The following is a 19,728-nucleotide window of genomic DNA, read 5'->3' on the forward strand; positions in this document are numbered from 1 at the left end:
CAAGCAGGAAACAGCTAACAGTTACTGGGCAAAAATTTTTCTATTTCAACACCAGGCAACGGCCTAAAATAATAATACCCTTGACCGTAAATACAGCCCATTTCGGTTAACAATTCAGCATCAGCCTTATTTTCAATGCCTTCACCAACCGTGGCCATATTTAAATTAGCCGCTAAATCAATAATGGTTTTGATAATCGCTTGATGGTTGCCCTTTTCATGAACATTTTCAATAAAAGATCTATCTATTTTTAGCACGTCCATTGGAAAACGATGCAAATAACTTAAGCTTGAATAGCCGGTGCCAAAGTCATCGAGTAATATCTTCACGCCCATTTTTTTTAAGCTGCGCATATTCTTCAGCACAACATCATTATTTTCCAACAAGGCACGTTCAGTTAACTCGACTCGAATTTGATGGGGCTGCACACCGGTTTTATCAATAATATTCTGAATATCTTGCGGTAAACTTAAGCTAAAGAAGTGATTACAGTACAGATTACAACTAACGTAAAGATGGTCTAAGCCGAGGCGCTGTTGCCAAATTTTTAATTGCCGGCAAGACTTTTCTAAAATCTGCATATCAATTGCCATGACTAAGTTAGTCTCTTCTGCTAACGGAATAAAGTCATTCGGAAACACTAAACCTCGCTTAGTACTTTTCCAGCGCGCCAAGGCTTCAAAGCCAATAATTTTTTCACCAACCATTTGCACTATCGGTTGGAAGTAAGGTTCAAACTCTCGGTTATCGATGGCTTCGCGAATATCAGCTTCCAGTAACAAAGCATTTTGCACTTTCTTATGCATGCTCGAATCAAAGACTTCATATCGCCCTTTGCCCTTATCTTTGGCATGATACATGGCAATGTCAGCATCTCTAAGCATAGTATCGGCACTATCGTAGCGCTCATTGTTAAATAAAACACCGATACTGGTACCGATAAAAACAGGTTGGTTTTCAATGATAAAAGGTGAGGATAATAATTCGGTAATGCGTTTGGCAATATCGTAGGCTTCTTCACTATTTTCTAAGTCTTCAACTAAAATGACAAACTCATCACCACCGAGTCGCGCGACAGTATCTTTGTCTCTAACCATTTCCACTAGGGCGAGCGCTATTTCTTTTAATAAACTATCACCGGCATGGTGGCCTAAACTATCGTTAACCATCTTAAATCGGTCTAAATCTAGGAATAGTATGGCAAATTTCAATTCAGGCCGACGCTTATTGCAAGCAATGGCATGATTTAATAAATCGGTAAAAACAGCACGGTTAGGTAGGCCAGTTAATATGTCGTGGGAAGCGGCGTGCTTAAGCTTTTCTTCTGCTTCTTTACGTTGCTTTATCTCGTCTTCAAGGGCAACGGTTCTTAACTTAACTTGGTGTTCCAATAATTCATGGGCTTTACGTTCATAATCGGCTATTTCTCTGCGTTTCAAGGCCGAAGCAACGTGGCGGGAGACAAAGCGTAGTAGCTCGGCATCTTGTTCAGTAAAAGATATTGAGCGCTGATAGCTTTGTAATACCATGGCCCCCAAAACTTCACCAGAATGAATTAATGGCACACCTAACCAGGACACCACATCAGTTTGCGGCTTAGCGACTTTATTTTCGTGATACAGTTTCAGCATTTCAGCTCTATCAAGCAAAACCGTTTCAGCGCTTTTTAATACTAATTCTGTCAGCCCTTTTCCAGCCTTACGTGGCTCAAATGCCTTTACAATATGATCAGGAGATTGATCTAAATAATAAGCAAAATATATTTCATCATTAACGCTATTATATTTCGCAATGTAAAAATTTTCGGCGTTAATCAACTGGCCAATAATGTTGTGGACCATATTGTAAAAGGTTTCAATGTCCAGATTGGGATCATTGGTTAATTCAGAAATACGGTACAGCGACTCTTGCAGTAACTCAGCTTTTTCTCGATCACGTATTTGTTGCATCAATTCTCGTGTTCGGGCATCAACCGCCGTTTTTAACCGCTCTCTATCTTGCACCCGTGTCAATGCGGTGACAATGTGCTGGGCAGTAAACGCCAGCAAGTCACACTCGGACTCTTGATAGCGCGTGGCCGCTGAATAACTTTGCACCGCCATCACACCAATCACAAAACCGTCATGCATCAAAGGCACACCCAACCAGTCAATACCAGCAGTGCCAATAGCTTTTATTTTCTGCTCTTGCTCTAATTTTGAGATAACTTCTGGTGTTGCTAAAAGTGCTTTGCCAGTTTCAATAACATACGAGGTCATTGAACCTTTAAACTGGCTCATCGGGTATTTGCGCTTTTCCATCTCGTCATTTTCATCAACATGATAAACCAGATCTAATGTCGCCATAGTTTGGTCATATAAAACGATATAAAAATTATTCGCACTCATGATAGAGGCTATGGAATGGTGAACTTGGGTAAAAAAAGTATCGAGATTGGCACAATCAGAAGATAATTGGTTAAGCTTTAATAATGCCGTATAGCGATCTTGAAGTTTCTGATACTTACTCAGCAATGCAATAGATTCTTTCGCTAACTCTGCATTCGTTGTTGATTCTAAAGGATCCTTCAAATTTTCCACCATACAGCACATTTTAATTTTATAAAGCAGTCAATAAGCGCAACGCAAGACGTATCTATAAAGACGGCACAGTAACGAAACAAATTAAAATTGTCGCTAAACGAGCCCATTAGCTGCCGACTTAACTTCTCACTTAACACTTTAGAAGTAAAGCAATTACTTCTAAAGTGTTACCTTAATAACCGAAAATAAATTCAATGTAAATTTTGAAATATTCCGCGATTCGAAAATATAGAACTAGACTGTGCGATTGATCACATTGAATTAGGCGCTAATTAATCAGCTTTTGCGCATCAGCAACCTCGGCTTTATTACCACAAACACCAGCCTGTTTATCATCACGATAAAAGCGAATATCTATACAGTCCTGTTGATACCTACGCTCTAATTCGGTACGAATTAACGGCTTATTTTTAGCATTAATGATTTGCTTATGTAGCGACTGACATTGTTGTACTTGCTCGGCAGCAAGTGTCGCATCTTCACAAATATTATTATTGGAACTACAACCTGAAAAAAATAATACCCCGGAAACTATCAAAGCTAATTGTTTCATCATTTACTTCACTTATATTGCTAAAAAATTAATGGTTATTGTAGGAAACGACTTTATGCCATTGCAGCAGACTTTGCCGTGTAGATTATTGTTATCATCCACTTCCCTTTAGTTTGGGTATATAATACGTAAAAATAAAGTTTAATCATTAAGATTTTGTATAAGGGGAAAATTATGCAAGTACAAGTTGTTGATTATCGTGCCAGTGACGCACCACAAAAATTTGTTGAAAGTTTACGAAATACCGGGTTTGGCGTACTAACGAATCACCCCATTGAACAGTCATTAGTCGAGAAAATATATCAAGACTGGTATCAGTTTTTTACTCATGATGAAAAGCAAAAATTCGCCTTTGATCCAGAAAAGCAAGATGGCTATTTTGCCCCTGAAATTTCGGAAACAGCGAAAGGGCACACCAAGAAAGACATTAAAGAGTATTATCACATTTACCCTTGGGGCCGCATTCCTCAACAACTAAAAGAAGATATTCTTAATTATTATAAAATGGCCTCTGATTTAGCCAGCGAATTGCTAGACTGGGTTGAAAAACACAGCCCTGCAGACGTAGCTAAGCACTATTCTGAGCCACTTTCGAATATGATTATGGATACCCCTAACACCTTATTGAGAGTGCTGCACTATCCGCCATTCGATGGTACCGAAGAGCCAGGTGCAATTCGCGCTGCCGCCCATGAAGATATAAATTTGCTGACAATATTACCCGCGGCCAACGAGCCAGGTTTGCAAGTGCAACAACAAAATGGTGCGTGGGCCGATGTGCCTTGTGATTTTGGTAGCTTGATTATCAACATTGGCGATATGCTGCAAGAGGCTTCACAAGGCTACTTCCCTTCAACTAGTCATCGCGTTATTAACCCAACAGGGGCAAATTCAGGTAAGTCACGTATTTCATTACCACTTTTCCTGCACCCACGAAACGAAGTGGTACTTTCTGAAAAACATACACAAGAAAGTTACCTATTAGAAAGGTTAAGAGAACTTGGGGTTAAATAACCTAAGTGACCACTTGAGAATAGATAGTATCAGGTCATATTAAACTACTAAAAAAGCCATCACAATGTGATGGCTTTTTTGTCATTTGGCAAATACTCGTTAGTGATTAACTTACAATGTTTCCACTTTAAGTTTATCTAACTCTACAGTTTCTAACTGTTGCACTTTCTTTTTCCGTCTAAATAACGACTTAATATCTTCAATAATCAAATATAGACACGGAATAAGCACCAAAGTCACAATTGTTGCGAATAGCACACCAAAAGATAATGACACCGCCATTGGAATAACTATTTTTGCCTGTGCGCTCACTTCAAAGAAGATGATTGGTACTAAGCCGATAAAGGTAGTAATTGAAGTCAACATAATCGCTCTAAAACGCTTAGTACCGGCATGCATGACTGCATCTTTCAATCGTTCACCACGTTTTCGTGCATTATTAACATAATCTACCATCACTAAGGAGTCGTTAACGACAACACCTGCAGCAGCTAATATCCCCATCACAGACAAGGCGCTTAAGTCCATACCTAAGATAAAGTGCCCTAATACCGCACCGATAATACCGAATGGAATTACCACCATAATCATGGTCGCTTGTGAGTATGACTTTAATGGAATCGCTAGTAACGAAAAGATAATTAAAGATGAAATAACAAAGTCACGTAATTGGTCATTTGCACTTTCCATTTCTTCTTGAATGCTACCCGACACTTCACTTTTCACTTGTGGGAATTTTCTCAATAACTCTGGAATAAAATTATCGCGAATATCTTTAGCCACTTTAAAAGGTTCTACCTGCTCAGCATCAACGCTCGCCCAAACATTAATAGTACGGTTACCATTTTCGCGACGAATACGAGTAACACCTTCTTGTAAGGTAATCACGGCAAGTTCCGACAGTGGTAACTCTGCACCATTAGGCGCTTTAATCATAACATCATCAACATGCCCTACAGAGCTTCGTTGCTCAAGCGGATAACGTACCATAACCTTGATTTCTTCGCTGTCACGAAGAATACGTTGAGCTTCTAAACCATAAAAGCTGTAGCTCACTTGTGAGGCAATTTCCGCTAAACTTAGATCTAGACTATATGCTAATGGTTTTAACTCAAACTGCACTTCCTTGGCACTAGTTTGACGGCTATCATTGACATCACCAATGCCTTTTAATGAATTTAATTTAGCCTTTAATTCTTTCGCCGCCGCTAATAAATCAGCGTCATCTTTACTCTCTAATCTAAAGGCAATATCACCATCATCTCTGCCACCACCAAACAGGTTATCGCCAATGGTTAATGACTTAACTCCTGGATAATTGGGAATAGCTTCACGCCACATATCAGCAAGCTCAAAGGTATTAATAGGTCTTTGCTCAGGAACAACCAATTTCACCATCAACTGGCCACTGGTTCTGCTGCGTAAATCAACCTGCATATCTGAAATCATTGAATTGCCATATTTAACTTCAATATCTTTATCTATACGATTAATCACACCCTGAATATTTAGTAAGGTATCTAAAGTTGCTTTTTCTGAGGCATCAACATTCATTTCCACTGTTACTCTAGGGAAGTCATGTGGAATTTTCGGCTGACCAACAAAGCGCACAAAGCCACCTGCAAATAACCCGGCACTAATTAGCATTAAACTAATAAAGAACATCAATACCCCGTAGCGATACTCAAGGAACAAGGCTAATGATGGGCGATATACTTTCTCAATAAATACTTTTAAATTGGTATCAACCCATGCCCTTAATCTGTCTAAAGGGTTTTTAGGATTAAATTCTTTAATTTTCATTTTTACTAAATGCGCCGGAAGTATTAGCTTCGATTCAATTAACGAGAAAATTAAACAAAGGATCACCACAGAACCAATGGCTTTACCAAATGCAGAAGATGGACCTTCACCAAAAAGGAAAGGCAAAAACACCGCTATAGTGGTTAAAACACCGAAGGTTGCCGGCATAGCTACACGCTTGACACCACGAATAACATTATCGGTAGTGTGACCATGCTCTTCAATTTCATCATGGGCACTTTCCCCCATCACAATCGCATCATCAACCACGATACCTAACACTAAAATAAAGGCAAATAAGCTAATAACATTGATAGTTACATTGATAAATTCCAAAGGCATAAATAACAACGTACCTAAGAAACATACTGGTAAGCCCATCATCACCCAAAACGCCAAACGAACACGTAAAAATAGCGCTAGCATCAAGAATACCAATACTGCACCACTTTTCATGTTGTCTACCATCATGTTTAAGCGACCCTCAAGGTAGTAAGTCATATCTACCCAAGTTTCTAATTTAACACCGGTTGGTAAAACGTCTGCTTTTTTCTCTACGTATTGTTTAACAACTTCAGCTATATTGGTAATGCTTTGGTTATCAGCCGCACCAATAAATAAAGTGACTGAATTTTTGCCATTGAATTTAGAATATTGTAGGCCCTCTTCAAAGCCATCAACTATGGTTGCCACTTCGCCTAACAGGATACGTGTACCATCTTCTAACGTTACCACGGGAATTTGCTCAAATTCATGACCACGATAGGCCTGATTTTCAACACGAAGGTTGATATAGCCATTTTCAGCACGAATTTGTCCCGCAGACATGTTACGTGAATAACTGCGCACTGCCTTAGCAATGTCATTAAAACTCAAACCATATTCACGAAGCTTATCTTTGCTTACTTCTACTGATATTTCATAATCTAAACCGGTGAATAATTCTGAGATATTAATCAGCGGTAATTGTTGAATTTCATTATGAACCTTTCGACCTAACTCCTTCAGCTCACCATTAGTTAAGTCACCATACAAACTAATGTACATAACTTCTTGACGAAACTTTTCACGTTCAATTTTTATCCGTTCCATGCCATCCGGGAAACTCGATATCGAATCAATTGCCGATTTGACTTCCTCTAAGACCACTTGTGGATCATAGTCTAATTCAACTTCAAACCAGCCATTAGAATAGCCGCGATTAGAATAGGTAATAACTCGTTTAAGACCTTGAACGGTTTCCAAAGCCTCTTCAATTTTAATAGTAATGCCTTCTTCCACTTCTTGTGGTGCCGCACCTGGGTAAGGCGCAGCATAAGAAATCCAATTAATTTTAACTTGCGGGAACATCTGCTTATTAATGGTTTGAATGGTTAAAAAACCACCCACTAAAATAAAAATCATTAATAAATTTGCAGCAACACTATTACGAGCAAACCAGGCAATTAAGCCTTTATTAGTGTCAATTGTATGATCTATTTCAGCTTTTTTTTCTGGGGCAACAGTTGTCATAACTATTCTCCTGAATCGCTGTCAATTAACGCTACTTGCGTGTCACCGTCAGCATTATCAACTTGTTCTTCTTCACTTTCTTCTTGCTTGTCACCTATTAACGCTAACTTCATACCATCAATAGGGTAATCAAGTGCAGAAACAATCAGTTGATCGCCATCAGCAAGGCCATTCGAAACAATAACATTTCTCCCCTCTTGACGGACAATATCAATTTTTGCGTAATGCAGCTTAGAGTCACTATCCATAATTGCAACACGATTATTATCGACTAAGTGACGTGGAATACTTGTTGCCTGGGCAATTTCTAAGCCTAAAATTTTTGCGGTAACATAAGAGCCAAAACGCACTGGCGTTTCATTTTTACGCTCAACAAGTGCGTATGGGTCATGAACTTCAGCAACAAGATAACTCATGCGACTTTTACTATCGATTACACCTTCACTTCTGACGATTTTCGCAGGCCAAATCATTTCACTACCGGCAAAAGTACCAATTAAATTAACCGCTGCACCGTCACCTTGCGCAACCAAAAATTCAAGTTGGTTATCAGCAACCGGCAGACGCACCTCAGCAATTGATGTACTTAATAATTTACCAACCATACTGCCCATAGCAACAAAAGAACCTAAACCAACATTGCGGCTTTCGATCATAGCGTCATAAGGTGCTCTAAGTTGTGTGCGCTCTAAATTACGTTTAGCTCTTAACACTGATGCTTGCGCGGCTTTTACACGGGCAAGTTCTTGTGCCAACTGAGGTTTACGTAAACTTAACTCTGTAGGAGAGGTATTTGTAATGCGTTTCCATTCTTGCTCTGCTACTCGACCTTGTGCGCGTTCTGTTTCAAGTGCCGCTCGGGCTGATGCCATATTGGCTTCAGCATCAATTAATGCCGCTTCATAATCATTAGGATCAATACGTGCTAATAATTGCCCTTTTTTAACAAAGCCACCACGGACAAAAGTTTCTGACAATTCAACAATCTGGCCATTAACTTGTGCGACAAGCTCAGTTTCATATTTAGGTTTAACAACACCATAAGATTCAACTTGTAATGTCATTGGCACAACAGAAATCGGCTCAACAGCAACAATTGGCGTATTATCAACTTCTTCTTTTTCCTCAGGCGGTTTTTTCATACTTGAAAAAAGCATAAACATCAAAAAACCTGCAATTAAAATGACAATAGGTATGAATATCTGTTTTTTCCGTGTCACTATAATGTCCTCACAATGTATAAATTTTTATAATAATTAGTATATTGCAGACAGGATACAGAAATCATCGACTACAAAAACTAACAAAGTTGTAAATGCTTGTTACAATATCCGCGCCGTTTTGTAACCACAGCACAAAAACAATTAAAAAACCCTACATAACAACAAGTTAAATTAAAATATTTTTATTCGCAAAATAAAAAAGCCACAAAATAAATGTGACTTTTATTACAAGTTAGTTTTTTTCACTAAAAAGTTAAACTTTTATAAATATTTTTCGTCGATATAGCCAATATAGACATAACCATTGTAAAAACACGATACAAAAGAGCTCTAGTAGCATGCTCCAGCCATTGTCGAAGTGCATAATCACACCACCAAATAAGCTTTTACTAATGTACTGCCAATTAATAATGCTAGTTGCCAAATAAATGATAATTGAGTTACAGCCAATCACCGCAAAAAATGTCGCACACTTTGTTAGCTTTAAAACATCAAAAAGGTAATAAAAAATCACTAACAGTAAACTACTGTAGCCAACGGTAACTAAAACAAAAGAGCTGGTCCATAAGGTTTTATTAATTGGAAAAGTTAAGTGCCAAGCAAAGCCCACAGCTAAGCAGATAACAGCAAATATCACTATACGTTGCATCAGCATTAACGGATCAGACGCGTGACGTATCATCATACGGCCAACAAATACTCCAGCGAGAGCATTGACGATAGAGGCAATGTTTGACAATACACCTTCAGGGTCAATTGCTAAATTTTGATAACTTACCCCCGGCAGGAATTTCATATCAAACCAGGCATTTAATGCGCCGCTAGTACTATAGTCACCAGCACCAAAACCGGAAATTTCGACGCCAGCAAGTAATAGCCAGTAACCTACTAAGATAGTGCCAGCAATCAACCACTGGCCTTTCTCACTGACATACCAGCACAGCATTGCCGCGACAAACCAAGCAATAGCAATACGTCCAAGCACACTGGCAAAACGTATTTCGTCAACTTGTACGGGTATACCTGTTCCCCAACCATGATTGTATACTATTCCGAGTAAGATCAGTAAGCATAAACGCCTGATACTACTGATAAGCATTGCTGTTCTTTTGTCCGGTGGGTACTGAATAATCGGCTTAGCACTGATGCCAAGACTAACACCAGCTAGAAAAATAAATAATGGAAAGATTAGATCATAGGCAGTAATACCATGCCAGACAGAATGCTGCATTTGCAGTGATAGCGTATGCAGCCATGACCACCCGGTAACAACAAATAGCGCAGCAAAAATTCCTTCTGCACCAAGAATCCAAATCATGTCAAAGCCACGCAAAGCATCGACAGAAAGTATTCTTGCTGGTTTACTGTTTTCATAGCCACCGCTGTGCTGACTTACCGTTTTATCATTAATATTCATCAGGCTTAACAATACTCCATTTAAAACAGCACTAGAGATCCCCAAGAGAAAGACAGCGCTGTCATTTCTGTTTGAATTATAATAATCATTAATATCTTGAATAGCAAATAAGCAAAATCCCCTCACTTGCCGCTAGCCGTTACAATTTGTTATGAATTAAAAAGCTTAAGCGCTTGTACCAAAAAGAAAATACATTACTATTAAGAAATCGTTAAGGAGATATTTATGTTATCAAAAATTAGCGCTTTTTTTCAGTCTTTAGGCGAGACAGAAGATAGTCTAAAGAATGAAATTAGTTTAGAAATCGCCTGTAGTGTTCTACTTTGCGAGGTTATGCTCGCCGATGGGCAACTAGATGCCAATGAACAAAGCAAGCTAAACGACATTATCTCAACGCAATTTCAGCTGTCAGAGTTGGAAGTAAAAGAGATCATTAACCACGCACTATTGTTATGCGAGAGTGCCACTGACTTTTATCAATTCACCTCTAAAATCAACCAAAACTATAGCCTAGAACAAAGGCTTAAAATGCTAGATCTTTTATGGCAAGTGGCTTATGCCGATGGCGAGCTTGCCAGTATTGAAGAGCATATTATTCGAAAAATTGCCGACTTATTACATTTACGACACAGTGAATATATTCAAAGCAAATTAAATATCCAATCAAAACACAGTAACAGCAAATAAAAGCCCGCCCAGTATTGAAAGTTATAGTTAACTTGTCGCCAAATCGGTTATTATAGCCGCAAGTTAACTGACCCCAAGAATCCACATGGCAAGTATCGGCAAATATAATACCCTTCCAGTTGTAGCAATTAATGATAGCGGCGCCTATTTAAATGCTGGCGAGTTAGGCGAGATTTTATTACCTAACCGCTTTATTCCTGAAAACTGCCAGATTGGTAGCGAAATTAAAGTATTCATATACTTAGACACCGCAGATCGGCTAGTTGCAACAACCGAAAAACCATTAGCGGAAGTTGATCAATTTGCTTCATTGAAAGTAGTACAAGTCAATAAAATGGGCGCGTTTCTAGATTGGGGCTTACCAAAAGATTTACTAGTGCCATACAACCAGCAACATACCGAAATGGAAGTAGGAAAGTATTATTTAGTTCGTATCTTTCTTGATTTAAAAACAGACCGTTTAGTCGCTTCAAGCAAACTCGATAAGTTTATTGATATTTGGCCTGCACAGTATCAAAAATGGGACAAAGTAAAATTAACTATTGGCACTAAAACCGATCTTGGTTTTAAAGCGATTATTAACGATTTACATTGGGGCCTACTCTACGACAATGAAATATTTAAACCGCTACGTATTGGCAAAAAAATAACCGGTTATATTAAACAAGTGCGTGAAGATGGTCGTATTGATCTTTCACTTAGCCGTCCAGGTGAAGGCAAAGTTAAAGACTTTAGCGATAAATTATTAGCTCACATTGCTGAGCATGATGGCTTTAGTCCTTTGCATGATAAAAGTGACCCTGAGCTGATCAAGCGTACCTTAGGGGTCAGTAAAAAAACCTTTAAAGCCACGGTCGGCAATTTAATGAAGAAAGGTAAAATTACCATAGAGCCGAATGGCATTCGTTTGAAGTAGAATCAAAGCTGTTAAGCCATTAAAAACAAAAAAAGCCCAACCGGGCTTTTTTTATCATCAACATCTAGCTTAAAACACGATTTACTGCGTGCCGCCAACGGTCATTTCATCAATTTTCAAGGTTGGTTGACCAACGCCTACAGGTACACTTTGACCATCTTTACCACAAACACCAACCCCAGCATCAAGCTTCAAGTCGTTACCGACCATACTCACTTTTTGCATCGCCTCTGGGCCGCTGCCAATTAAGGTCGCCCCTTTAATCGGTGAGGTTATTTCGCCATTTTCGATTAAATAAGCTTCTGAGCTAGTGAAGACGAATTTACCCGAAGTAATATCCACTTGCCCGCCAGCAAAGTTAGGCGCATAAATACCTTTTTTCACTGACTTAATAATATCTTCCGGCTGATGTTCACCGCCTAACATATAGGTGTTTGTCATACGTGGCATCGGCAAATGCGCATAAGACTCACGTCGACCATTACCCGTTGGCTTTACTCCCATCAATTCGGCGTTATGCTTATCTTGCATATAACCTTTCAGCACACCTTTTTCGATTAAGACATTATATTGCCCTGACGTGCCCTCATCATCGATACTTACTGAACCTCGACGATTTGCCATGGTGCCGTCATCAACTATGGTACAAAGCTCAGATGTTACTTGCTGCCCGACTTTCCCTGAGAATGCAGATGAGCCTTTGCGATTAAAGTCGCCTTCTAAACCGTGCCCCACGGCTTCATGTAATAATACACCCGGCCAACCTGCACCAAGCACAACTGGCAATAACCCAGCAGGAGAATCAATAGCAACAAGGTTAACCAACGCCTGTCGAACAGCTTCTTCTGCATACGCTAAATAGCGCGGTTTATTATGTGTTAACTCGAAAAAATAGCTATAGTCGGTACGTGCACCACCACCTGACGTAGCTCGCTCTCGCTTGCCATTTTCTTCAACAAGTACCGAACAATTTAGTCGTACTAACGGACGGATATCAGTGGCATACGTACCATCGCTTGCCGCCACCAATACTTTCTCATATACACCTGACAAGTTTACAATCACTTGCTTAACCCGTTTATCAACACTTCGCGCATGTGCTTCTACTTCATGCAATAAGGTTATTTTCTGCTCTTGAGGTAAACTTGCTAGTGGATCTATTGCTTGATACTGCGCGTTGTTTTGCTGAATTTTTTTGCCATCAAAAACTTGTACTTTTGCTGATTTTTCCGCATTAGCAATCCCTTTTGCCGCTTCTGCCGCCTTTTTCAACGCTAGAGGGGTAATATCATCAGAGTACGCAAAACCAGTTTTTTCACCCGATATGGCACGAACACCAACACCACGTTCGATATTATATGAACCTTCTTTAACAATCCCGTCTTCAAGCATCCAAGACTCATGGCTACTTGACTGAAAATATAAATCAGCTAAATCTACTTTACGTTGATAAATGCTATCTAACGTACTCTTTAATATGCTTTCATCAATTTCACTATTGGCTAAGAGCTCTTGCTCAACACTATTCATACGACTTCAACTTATTATTAAAACGATTATGTTCCGCAACAGGCATAGCCTTGCGTACCTTTAGTAATTCTTGCTCATTATAATCGGCACAGATAATACCTTTGCCGATATCGCGCTGCGCTAATATTTCTCCCCAAGGACTGATAATAACACTATGTCCCCAGGTTTCGCGGCCATTCAAATGCACGCCTTCTTGCCCTGCGGCAATGATATAAACCTGATTTTCAATGGCCCTTGCCTGTAATAACGTTTGCCAATGCGCAGCCCCAGTTACTCGCGTAAAAGCACTAGGTACACTAATTATTTTTGCGCCTTGCTGTGCCAATTGTCTAAATAACTCAGGAAAACGAAGATCATAACAAATTGATAGCCCAAGTTTGACCTCAGCTATATCGACAACGCTAATATGTTCACCAGCCAATACATAACGTGACTCACAGTAACTTTTTTCTTTGTCATCTACTGCAACATCAAATAAGTGCATTTTATCATAACTACCTAATTCTTTCCCTTCAGGCGAAAAAACAATGCTAGTGTTGGTAAATTTACCCGCTATGGTTGACTGAATAGGAATGCTTCCAGCAACTAAGAAGACATTAAATCGCTTGGCCATAGCGGCCAATGTTGATTTTAAACGTTGATTTTTTTGCTCAGTTTCAGCCAATAGTAATTGCGCTTTATCTGTACCGCCAAAAAACAAGCAACATTCTGGTAGCACCACAAGCTGCTGTTTATCTTGCGCTAGCGTGGCAAGCTGTTCTTCAATGTCCGAAAAGTTGTCATCGATATTAGTGCTAGAGCACATTTGAATAGCACAAAGTTGCATCACATTTTCACTGCCAGCGCTATCCATCAATTTTATCTTTGTCTGGTAGCTTTTGCTTTGGCAGCTTTTCTGAGGTATTGCTGTTATCGGGAATATTATCGACGATTTTAGGAGGAGTAGAACGGCCAACGCTGATGTTTTGATTCTTGCGACTTACTTGCTTAAATTGTGGTTCGTCTAAATTCCCAGACACTTCAAAGTTAATTTCTGCAATAACCGACGACGTGATCACTTCATCTAAAGCAACACCAGCTAAAAAAGTCACCGGATTAAGTGTCGCAATCCAAGCCAGTACAGGTAAGCTTGAGGTTAAGTTCGGCTTATAGGACATCCGGTAATCAAGCTCATTGCTATTTAAATTAGTATTCCCAACAATGGTTAAATCACCGGCAGTGCCTTTCATACGCACATTGTCAGTATAAGCAACACCATCTTTAACGGTAAAACTGCCTTTAAGTTCACTATAGAACATACCGTCACTAAAAATATCTCTAAAATCAAAACTGAGCTTACGAACCAAGGACTGTAAGCTTAACAAAGATAAAATTCGCACGCCTTTATCATCAACATCGGCTAAATAGCCATCATCAAACCTAGCAGCTAGATCGCCATCAAAGGTTGCCATAGCAAAATCATGTGGACCGCCTTGCCAACTCACGTCATAAGTTATCGCGACACCACTATCTTTGACAATAGAGGCATAGCCAATGTTCTCAACTTCGCGAGCCACATTATCAGTATTTAAATTGCCTTTAATGCTGGTAACTGAATTAGCGTTTTCCAGTTGCCACTTGGCATCAAATGCCATATTGGTTTTGCCACGTTTAGCGGTAAATTTATTCAGCAATAGTGTGTTTTCATTTTCACGTTCAACGGTAAATGAAACATCGCCAAAGTCATATAAGCCATATTTACAACTTTCACATTTCACTTTCATCACAGGTATATTGGTAAATATTTCAGCATTAAACAGCGCATCAATATCTGGCAAAACTTGCTCGCCTTCAACAACATTAACTAGCTGCTCATTTACCATTGAGCTCGCTTCCGCTATCGCTGTTTGGCTCTGCTCATGACTAATTTCGTTAGCTAATGGTGTTGCTTCAGTGTTTGCAACATCTAACGCTTTCCCAGCGAGTTCTTCCTGCTGATTGGTCAAGTGCAAGAAGTCGATCTCTAAATCAATACCTTGCTGATGCCAATCTGGATAGAATTTAGCACTTGCACGTGCCTCTTTCGCATTAACATTGAGTAACCACCAATTGGGCTCTGGGGTAAAATCAAAGTCGATATTATGAAAGTTTTGCCCATAGGCCAGTAAGTTTTTAACTTGGCCATTTATCCGGCTCGGCGCCGGTAACAAAGGTAACGAAGGCGTTTCTTGAGCGGTACTATTTGTTAGCGGCATTGCGCTATCATCAACTGTGTTGGACGCCTCTACTGCCGCAAAAATATCTAATACTAATGGTTGCCATTGTTCATAGTCTGCACGCTCTAAATCAGCAGTAATATGGAAGCCTTTAGTAGGCAACCACAATTGCTGTTTACCTAGCACTAAATGCGCTAAAGAAAAGCTTGTTTGTTGATGATCTAATAAGCCGTAAAAATCGACCTTATCACCAATATCGGCATTTATCGTGCTATTAGTTTCATTACCAAAGGCATGAATTGTTACGGCTAATGACTGTCCAGCAGTTTTGTTAAATGGTGCAGGTATCGCTAAATCAACTTCATTCATCATAGAGCTTACGCGATAGTCATAACTAAAGTTTTCATCGCTAATATTCAGTGCTAATTGCCCTTGCCAATCTAGCGTTCCTTGAGCATATTTTACTAACTCATCAGGCACTTGTGCTTGCCACTGCTGGTCTTGCCATTGCCCAAGCGTTTCAATATCAACGAGATATTGATCGCTGTTTTGTTTTGCGAAAACATTAAGCACTAAAGGTAAACCGCGCCAATCAAGCTCTATGCCTGAGGCGGTGATCAAGTCATTGTGATAATCAAGGCGACCATTAACGTTTACAAAGTCCATGCTCGGTGCCTGCAAAGCGACTTTATTATTATTAAAGTCGACATGACCTTTGGCAATTACGTCTTCTGGATTATTTAATGGTAAAATTAAAGAAAAATCACCGCTAATGGCTTCTTCAACCACCACTTGTTCGAGTGTCAAGCCAATCGAGCTTTTCATTGGGCTTGCGTCCATCAATTTTTTGACTAATGCTGGCTGAGTTTCGCTAAAGCTAGCGTCAACCGTTAACACTTGCTGGTCCGATAAATCAACGATAGCAGCCTCAACACCGGTTACATCTATACCGCTAAGCGAGCCACCTCTTCCGGTAATTAGCATACTGTTATTAGTAAAATTTAAGTTTGCGGCAAAGTTTTCAATAGCAGGCCATTCAGGATCGAATACAAAGCTGCTATCAGACAATTCGGCATCAACAACAAAAATACCTTCATGATTATTAAAAGGAAAGCTATGCAGCGGCCCATTAACTAATACCAGTGCCTGTTCGACTTTGCCATCAACAACGGCATTATCGAGATAATTAAACAGGTCTTCTCCCATTAATAAATGCGGATAATAATGCTCTGCAAATTTTGCATTACCTTGGCTAACGCTGGCCAATAGTGCCATAGTCACGGGTTTTTCTTGTTCACCGACAACTTTAACATCGGCGGTTAGAGTAAGTTCAGGAGATGAAAATTCAACATTTTCGGCTGAGAATTGCCAACTATCCGATAAAAATTGCGCATAAATATCACTACGTAATCGGCTATATGGAATTGGCCACTTAAAATGTTTGCCGAAATCAAGCGCACCATCATTCGCTTCGATGGCGATATGCAGTTTGTTATTTTGGTAAATTAATTCACCACTAAGATTATCTATGCCCGGAATTCCATGACTAAACTGGCCATCAACATCAGTAAAGTTCGCACTAATTGCCATATCGCTTTTACTACCGAAGAAATGAATATCATCAATTCGTCCGGTTGGTGCTAAATCGACAAGTAAACTCTCAATCGCTTGGTCATTAAATAGAAGGGGGAAAACGCCTGAAAAACTTGCTAACTCTATACCGCTCACATAACCATTAACTCTGTTAGTATCAACATTAGCTAACAGCGACATTTGATTGGTTTCGTTACCATTACGTTTTATTGTAATCGGTGACGTGGCAACGTTATAAATGAGTTCATCAAAGGTTTTTATTTGAATATCACCACCGTCGATCTCAAACGTTTGCTCACTGTTGTTGTGTTGCCAACTAATTTTATTGTTACCAAGTGCCAGTTGAATAAATTCCGGCTTACCCGCTGTCACATTTAGCCAAGTACTAAAATTTATCGACGAGTGAGTGTTTTCATCGTCAAGCGCTAATACCCTTCCTAACCAAGGCGTTATGTTGATTTCATTAGCTTCAAGGTACGCTTGGCCGGTCAGTTTATCAAACTCACTTCCTTGAAAGTCGAGCAGCACTTTTAAATTGTTAGAGCTAAGACCATCAACGATAACCGTGCCCTTGGCTTTATGGCTATCATCTACATTCAGCCAATGCATCTCATTAATTGTAAAGGCACGCACACCGGCGACAGTACGATAAATAACATGACTATCACGAATCGAAAAGCGCGATATTTGTTCGAGTAGAATTGAAGATAAATTATCGACTAAGTCACTATCTTCCGCCGTGGCATCAGGAGCTTGATCTTCGGTTGCACTTTCAGTGTTTGATGTTAATACTTGCTCAAACTCAAGTTCTGCACCAGCAATAGCAAAATCTTGAGTAACAATTTGTCTGGTTCGCAAACTACGCCAAAAATCTAATTCTACTTCTAAACTGTTGACAAATATTTTGGCATCATCACGTGATAGCAACTCAACTTGTTGAGCTACGAGCGTAGGCCCTGACTTTTGCCAGCCCATTGTTAATGCGCCAATAGAGATGTTTGCGTTATAAGTCGTGTTGAGATAATTTTCAACATTTTCACGATAATTATGAGCATAAGGTAAAAATAAACGCAAAGTGCTGATTAACACCGCAAAAACCACCAGCAAAATAGCTAATAATTTATACAGACGCTTAAGCCATCTATTTAATACTAACGAAACACTCATTACGTTTTAACCAAACCTATAGTCACTCCAAAACTTGCTTTAACTGTTACCATGGCGATGACTACATCATCACCACATCAAACTGCTCTTGATTATACATGTTTTCAGTTTGTATCTTAATTTGCTTGCCAATAAAAACTTCCAGTTCCGCCAAGTTATGATATTCATCATTTATTAACGATTCACTCACCGACGACGAGGCATAAACAATAAACTTATCGGCATCATAGGCGCGATTAACCCGAACAATCTCTCGTAGTATTTCGAAACATACCGTTTCAACCGTTTTGACATAACCCCGACCGTGACACACTTCACATTCACCGCATAAAATATGTTCTAAGCTTTCTCGAGTACGTTTACGCGTCATCTCAACTAAACCAAGAGCCGAAAATCCTGACAAACTATATTTAACGTTATCGCGCGCCATAGCCACATCTAAGCTATGTAAAACACGACGTTGGTGATCCTTATCATTCATATCAATAAAATCGACAATAATAATGCCACCCAAGTTTCTTAGCCTGAGCTGTCGAGCAATCGCTTGGGTTGCTTCAATATTGGTATTAAAAATGGTTTCTTCTAAATTACGATGACCAACAAACGCCCCAGTATTTATATCGATAGTGGTCATGGCTTCTGTTTGATCAATAATCAAATAGCCACCTGACTTTAGCTCTATTTTACGATGCAACGAACGTTGAATTTCACTCTCAACATCGAATAAGTCGAAAATTGGTCGTTCACCTGGATAATACTCAAGCACAGGAGTTAAATTAGGAACAAATTCAGTGGTAAACTCCACCAGCTGTTCAAAAGTCAACTTGGAGTCAATTCGAATTCTTTCTAACGATACGCCAACAAAATCGCGTAATACACGAAATGCCAACGACAAATCTTGATAAATAGGGTCTTTAGTTTGCTTACGCTCTTTACGTTCAATAACTTTTGCCCAAACACGGCGTAAAAACTCGGCATCATGTTGTAGCTCTTCAATGCCGGCACCTTCAGCCGCAGTGCGAACAATAAAGCCATGATCATCACCACAATAAGGCGTTACAATGGATTTCAAACGATTTCGCTCTGCTGGATCTTCAATGCGTTGGGAAATGCCCGCATGACTTGCATTGGGCATCAGCACTAAAAATCGCGCTGCCACCGTAATATCTGTGGTTAATCTTGCCCCTTTGGTGCCAATAGGGTCTTTGACAACTTGAACAACAATATATTGGCCTTCGTGCACTAAGCTGCGAATATCGGGAACCTGATCATGGTTGCCATTATCGTCTTTTAAGATCAATTTGGAATTAATATCTGAAGCGTGCAAGAATGCCGCTTTGCCTAAATTAATATCCACGAAAGCCGCTTGCATACCGGGAAGTACGCGAATAATTTTACCGAGATAAATATTCCCCACTAAACCACGACGAGCTTCCCGTTCTACATGAACTTCTTGTAGTGAGCCATTCTCGATTAGTGCAACTCTGGTTTCACTGGGGGTAACATTAATCAGTAACTCACCGCTCATGTCGATTC

At 39.6% G+C, this 19,728-nt stretch carries 12 protein-coding genes; 3 read left to right on the forward strand and 9 right to left on the reverse strand.

Translation table 11 applies throughout. From position 1 onward, the window contains the following. Nucleotides 1–14 precede the first annotated feature (14 nt). A complete protein-coding gene (locus AC27JP_RS04530; protein ID WP_487112481.1) occupies nt 15–2,570 on the reverse strand; it encodes a sensor domain-containing phosphodiesterase in 2,556 nt (851 codons plus the stop codon). A 280-nt stretch (nt 2,571–2,850) separates the two neighbouring features. After that, complete coding sequence (locus AC27JP_RS04535; protein WP_487112483.1) at nt 2,851–3,138, reverse strand: hypothetical protein; 288 nt, start codon at nt 3,136–3,138, stop codon at nt 2,851–2,853. A gap of 171 nt (nt 3,139–3,309) precedes the next feature. Between AC27JP_RS04535 and AC27JP_RS04540 the strand changes: the two genes are divergently transcribed. Further along, a complete protein-coding gene (locus AC27JP_RS04540; protein ID WP_487112485.1) occupies nt 3,310–4,149 on the forward strand; it encodes a 2OG-Fe(II) oxygenase family protein in 840 nt (279 codons plus the stop codon). Nucleotides 4,150–4,260: 111 nt separating this feature from the next. Here the strand turns inward: AC27JP_RS04540 and AC27JP_RS04545 are convergent, their stop codons facing one another. The 3 genes from AC27JP_RS04545 to nagX all read right to left on the reverse strand — a co-directional run bounded on the left by AC27JP_RS04545 (nt 4,261) and on the right by nagX (nt 10,104). Further along, nucleotides 4,261–7,464 carry an efflux RND transporter permease subunit gene (locus tag AC27JP_RS04545; RefSeq protein WP_487112487.1) on the reverse strand — a complete coding sequence of 1,068 codons (3,204 nt, stop codon included), beginning with the start codon at nt 7,462–7,464 and terminating at the stop codon, nt 4,261–4,263. 2 nt (nt 7,465–7,466) lie between these two features. Next, nucleotides 7,467–8,684 (reverse strand): efflux RND transporter periplasmic adaptor subunit, encoded by a 1,218-nt coding sequence (locus AC27JP_RS04550; protein WP_487112489.1) that lies wholly within the window; start codon nt 8,682–8,684, stop codon nt 7,467–7,469. 256 nt (nt 8,685–8,940) lie between these two features. Further along, nucleotides 8,941–10,104, reverse strand: a complete 1,164-nt coding sequence (gene nagX, locus AC27JP_RS04555; RefSeq protein ID WP_487112491.1) for a transmembrane glucosamine N-acetyltransferase NagX — start codon at nt 10,102–10,104, stop codon at nt 8,941–8,943. 225 nt (nt 10,105–10,329) lie between these two features. Between nagX and AC27JP_RS04560 the strand changes: the two genes are divergently transcribed. Together AC27JP_RS04560 and AC27JP_RS04565 are read left to right on the forward strand one after the other, a co-directional pair. Next, a complete protein-coding gene (locus tag AC27JP_RS04560) occupies nt 10,330–10,791 on the forward strand; it encodes a tellurite resistance TerB family protein (RefSeq protein WP_487112492.1) in 462 nt (153 codons plus the stop codon). A gap of 85 nt (nt 10,792–10,876) precedes the next feature. Further along, nucleotides 10,877–11,707 carry a CvfB family protein gene (locus AC27JP_RS04565; RefSeq protein WP_487112494.1) on the forward strand — a complete coding sequence of 277 codons (831 nt, stop codon included), beginning with the start codon at nt 10,877–10,879 and terminating at the stop codon, nt 11,705–11,707. An 81-nt stretch (nt 11,708–11,788) separates the two neighbouring features. Here AC27JP_RS04565 and tldD read toward each other — a convergent pair whose 3' ends face one another. From tldD to rng, 4 genes are all read right to left on the reverse strand, one after another. Then, nucleotides 11,789–13,237 carry a metalloprotease TldD gene (gene tldD / locus AC27JP_RS04570; protein WP_487112496.1) on the reverse strand — a complete coding sequence of 483 codons (1,449 nt, stop codon included), beginning with the start codon at nt 13,235–13,237 and terminating at the stop codon, nt 11,789–11,791. Beyond that, nucleotides 13,230–14,063 carry a carbon-nitrogen hydrolase family protein gene (locus AC27JP_RS04575; RefSeq protein WP_487113457.1) on the reverse strand — a complete coding sequence of 278 codons (834 nt, stop codon included), beginning with the start codon at nt 14,061–14,063 and terminating at the stop codon, nt 13,230–13,232. Before AC27JP_RS04575 ends, tldD begins: the two co-directional genes overlap by 8 nt. Before the next feature lie 19 nt (nt 14,064–14,082). Next, nucleotides 14,083–18,192, reverse strand: a complete 4,110-nt coding sequence (locus tag AC27JP_RS04580) for a YhdP family protein (protein WP_487112498.1) — start codon at nt 18,190–18,192, stop codon at nt 14,083–14,085. Between the two features lie 61 nt (nt 18,193–18,253). After that, nucleotides 18,254–19,720, reverse strand: coding sequence for a ribonuclease G (gene rng / locus AC27JP_RS04585; RefSeq protein ID WP_487112500.1), 1,467 nt, complete (start codon nt 19,718–19,720; stop codon nt 18,254–18,256). Nucleotides 19,721–19,728: the final 8 nt, after the last annotated feature.

It is taken from the genome of Colwellia sp. SU-HH01172, from assembly GCF_057553355.1.

Bases quoted from the DNA above. Each gene is read 5' to 3' on its own strand.
- AC27JP_RS04580 (WP_487112498.1), bottom strand. From the start codon at position 18,192: ATGAGTGTTTCGTTAGTATTAAATAGATGGCTTAAGCGTCTGTATAAA.
- AC27JP_RS04545 (WP_487112487.1), bottom strand. From the start codon at position 7,464: ATGACAACTGTTGCCCCAGAAAAAAAAGCTGAAATAGATCATACAATT.
- AC27JP_RS04560 (WP_487112492.1), top strand. From the start codon at position 10,330: ATGTTATCAAAAATTAGCGCTTTTTTTCAGTCTTTAGGCGAGACAGAA.
- tldD (WP_487112496.1), bottom strand. From the start codon at position 13,237: ATGAATAGTGTTGAGCAAGAGCTCTTAGCCAATAGTGAAATTGATGAA.
- AC27JP_RS04575 (WP_487113457.1), bottom strand. From the start codon at position 14,063: ATGCAACTTTGTGCTATTCAAATGTGCTCTAGCACTAATATCGATGAC.
- rng (WP_487112500.1), bottom strand. From the start codon at position 19,720: ATGAGCGGTGAGTTACTGATTAATGTTACCCCCAGTGAAACCAGAGTT.
- AC27JP_RS04540 (WP_487112485.1), top strand. From the start codon at position 3,310: ATGCAAGTACAAGTTGTTGATTATCGTGCCAGTGACGCACCACAAAAA.
- AC27JP_RS04535 (WP_487112483.1), bottom strand. From the start codon at position 3,138: ATGATGAAACAATTAGCTTTGATAGTTTCCGGGGTATTATTTTTTTCA.
- AC27JP_RS04565 (WP_487112494.1), top strand. From the start codon at position 10,877: ATGGCAAGTATCGGCAAATATAATACCCTTCCAGTTGTAGCAATTAAT.
- nagX (WP_487112491.1), bottom strand. From the start codon at position 10,104: ATGAATATTAATGATAAAACGGTAAGTCAGCACAGCGGTGGCTATGAA.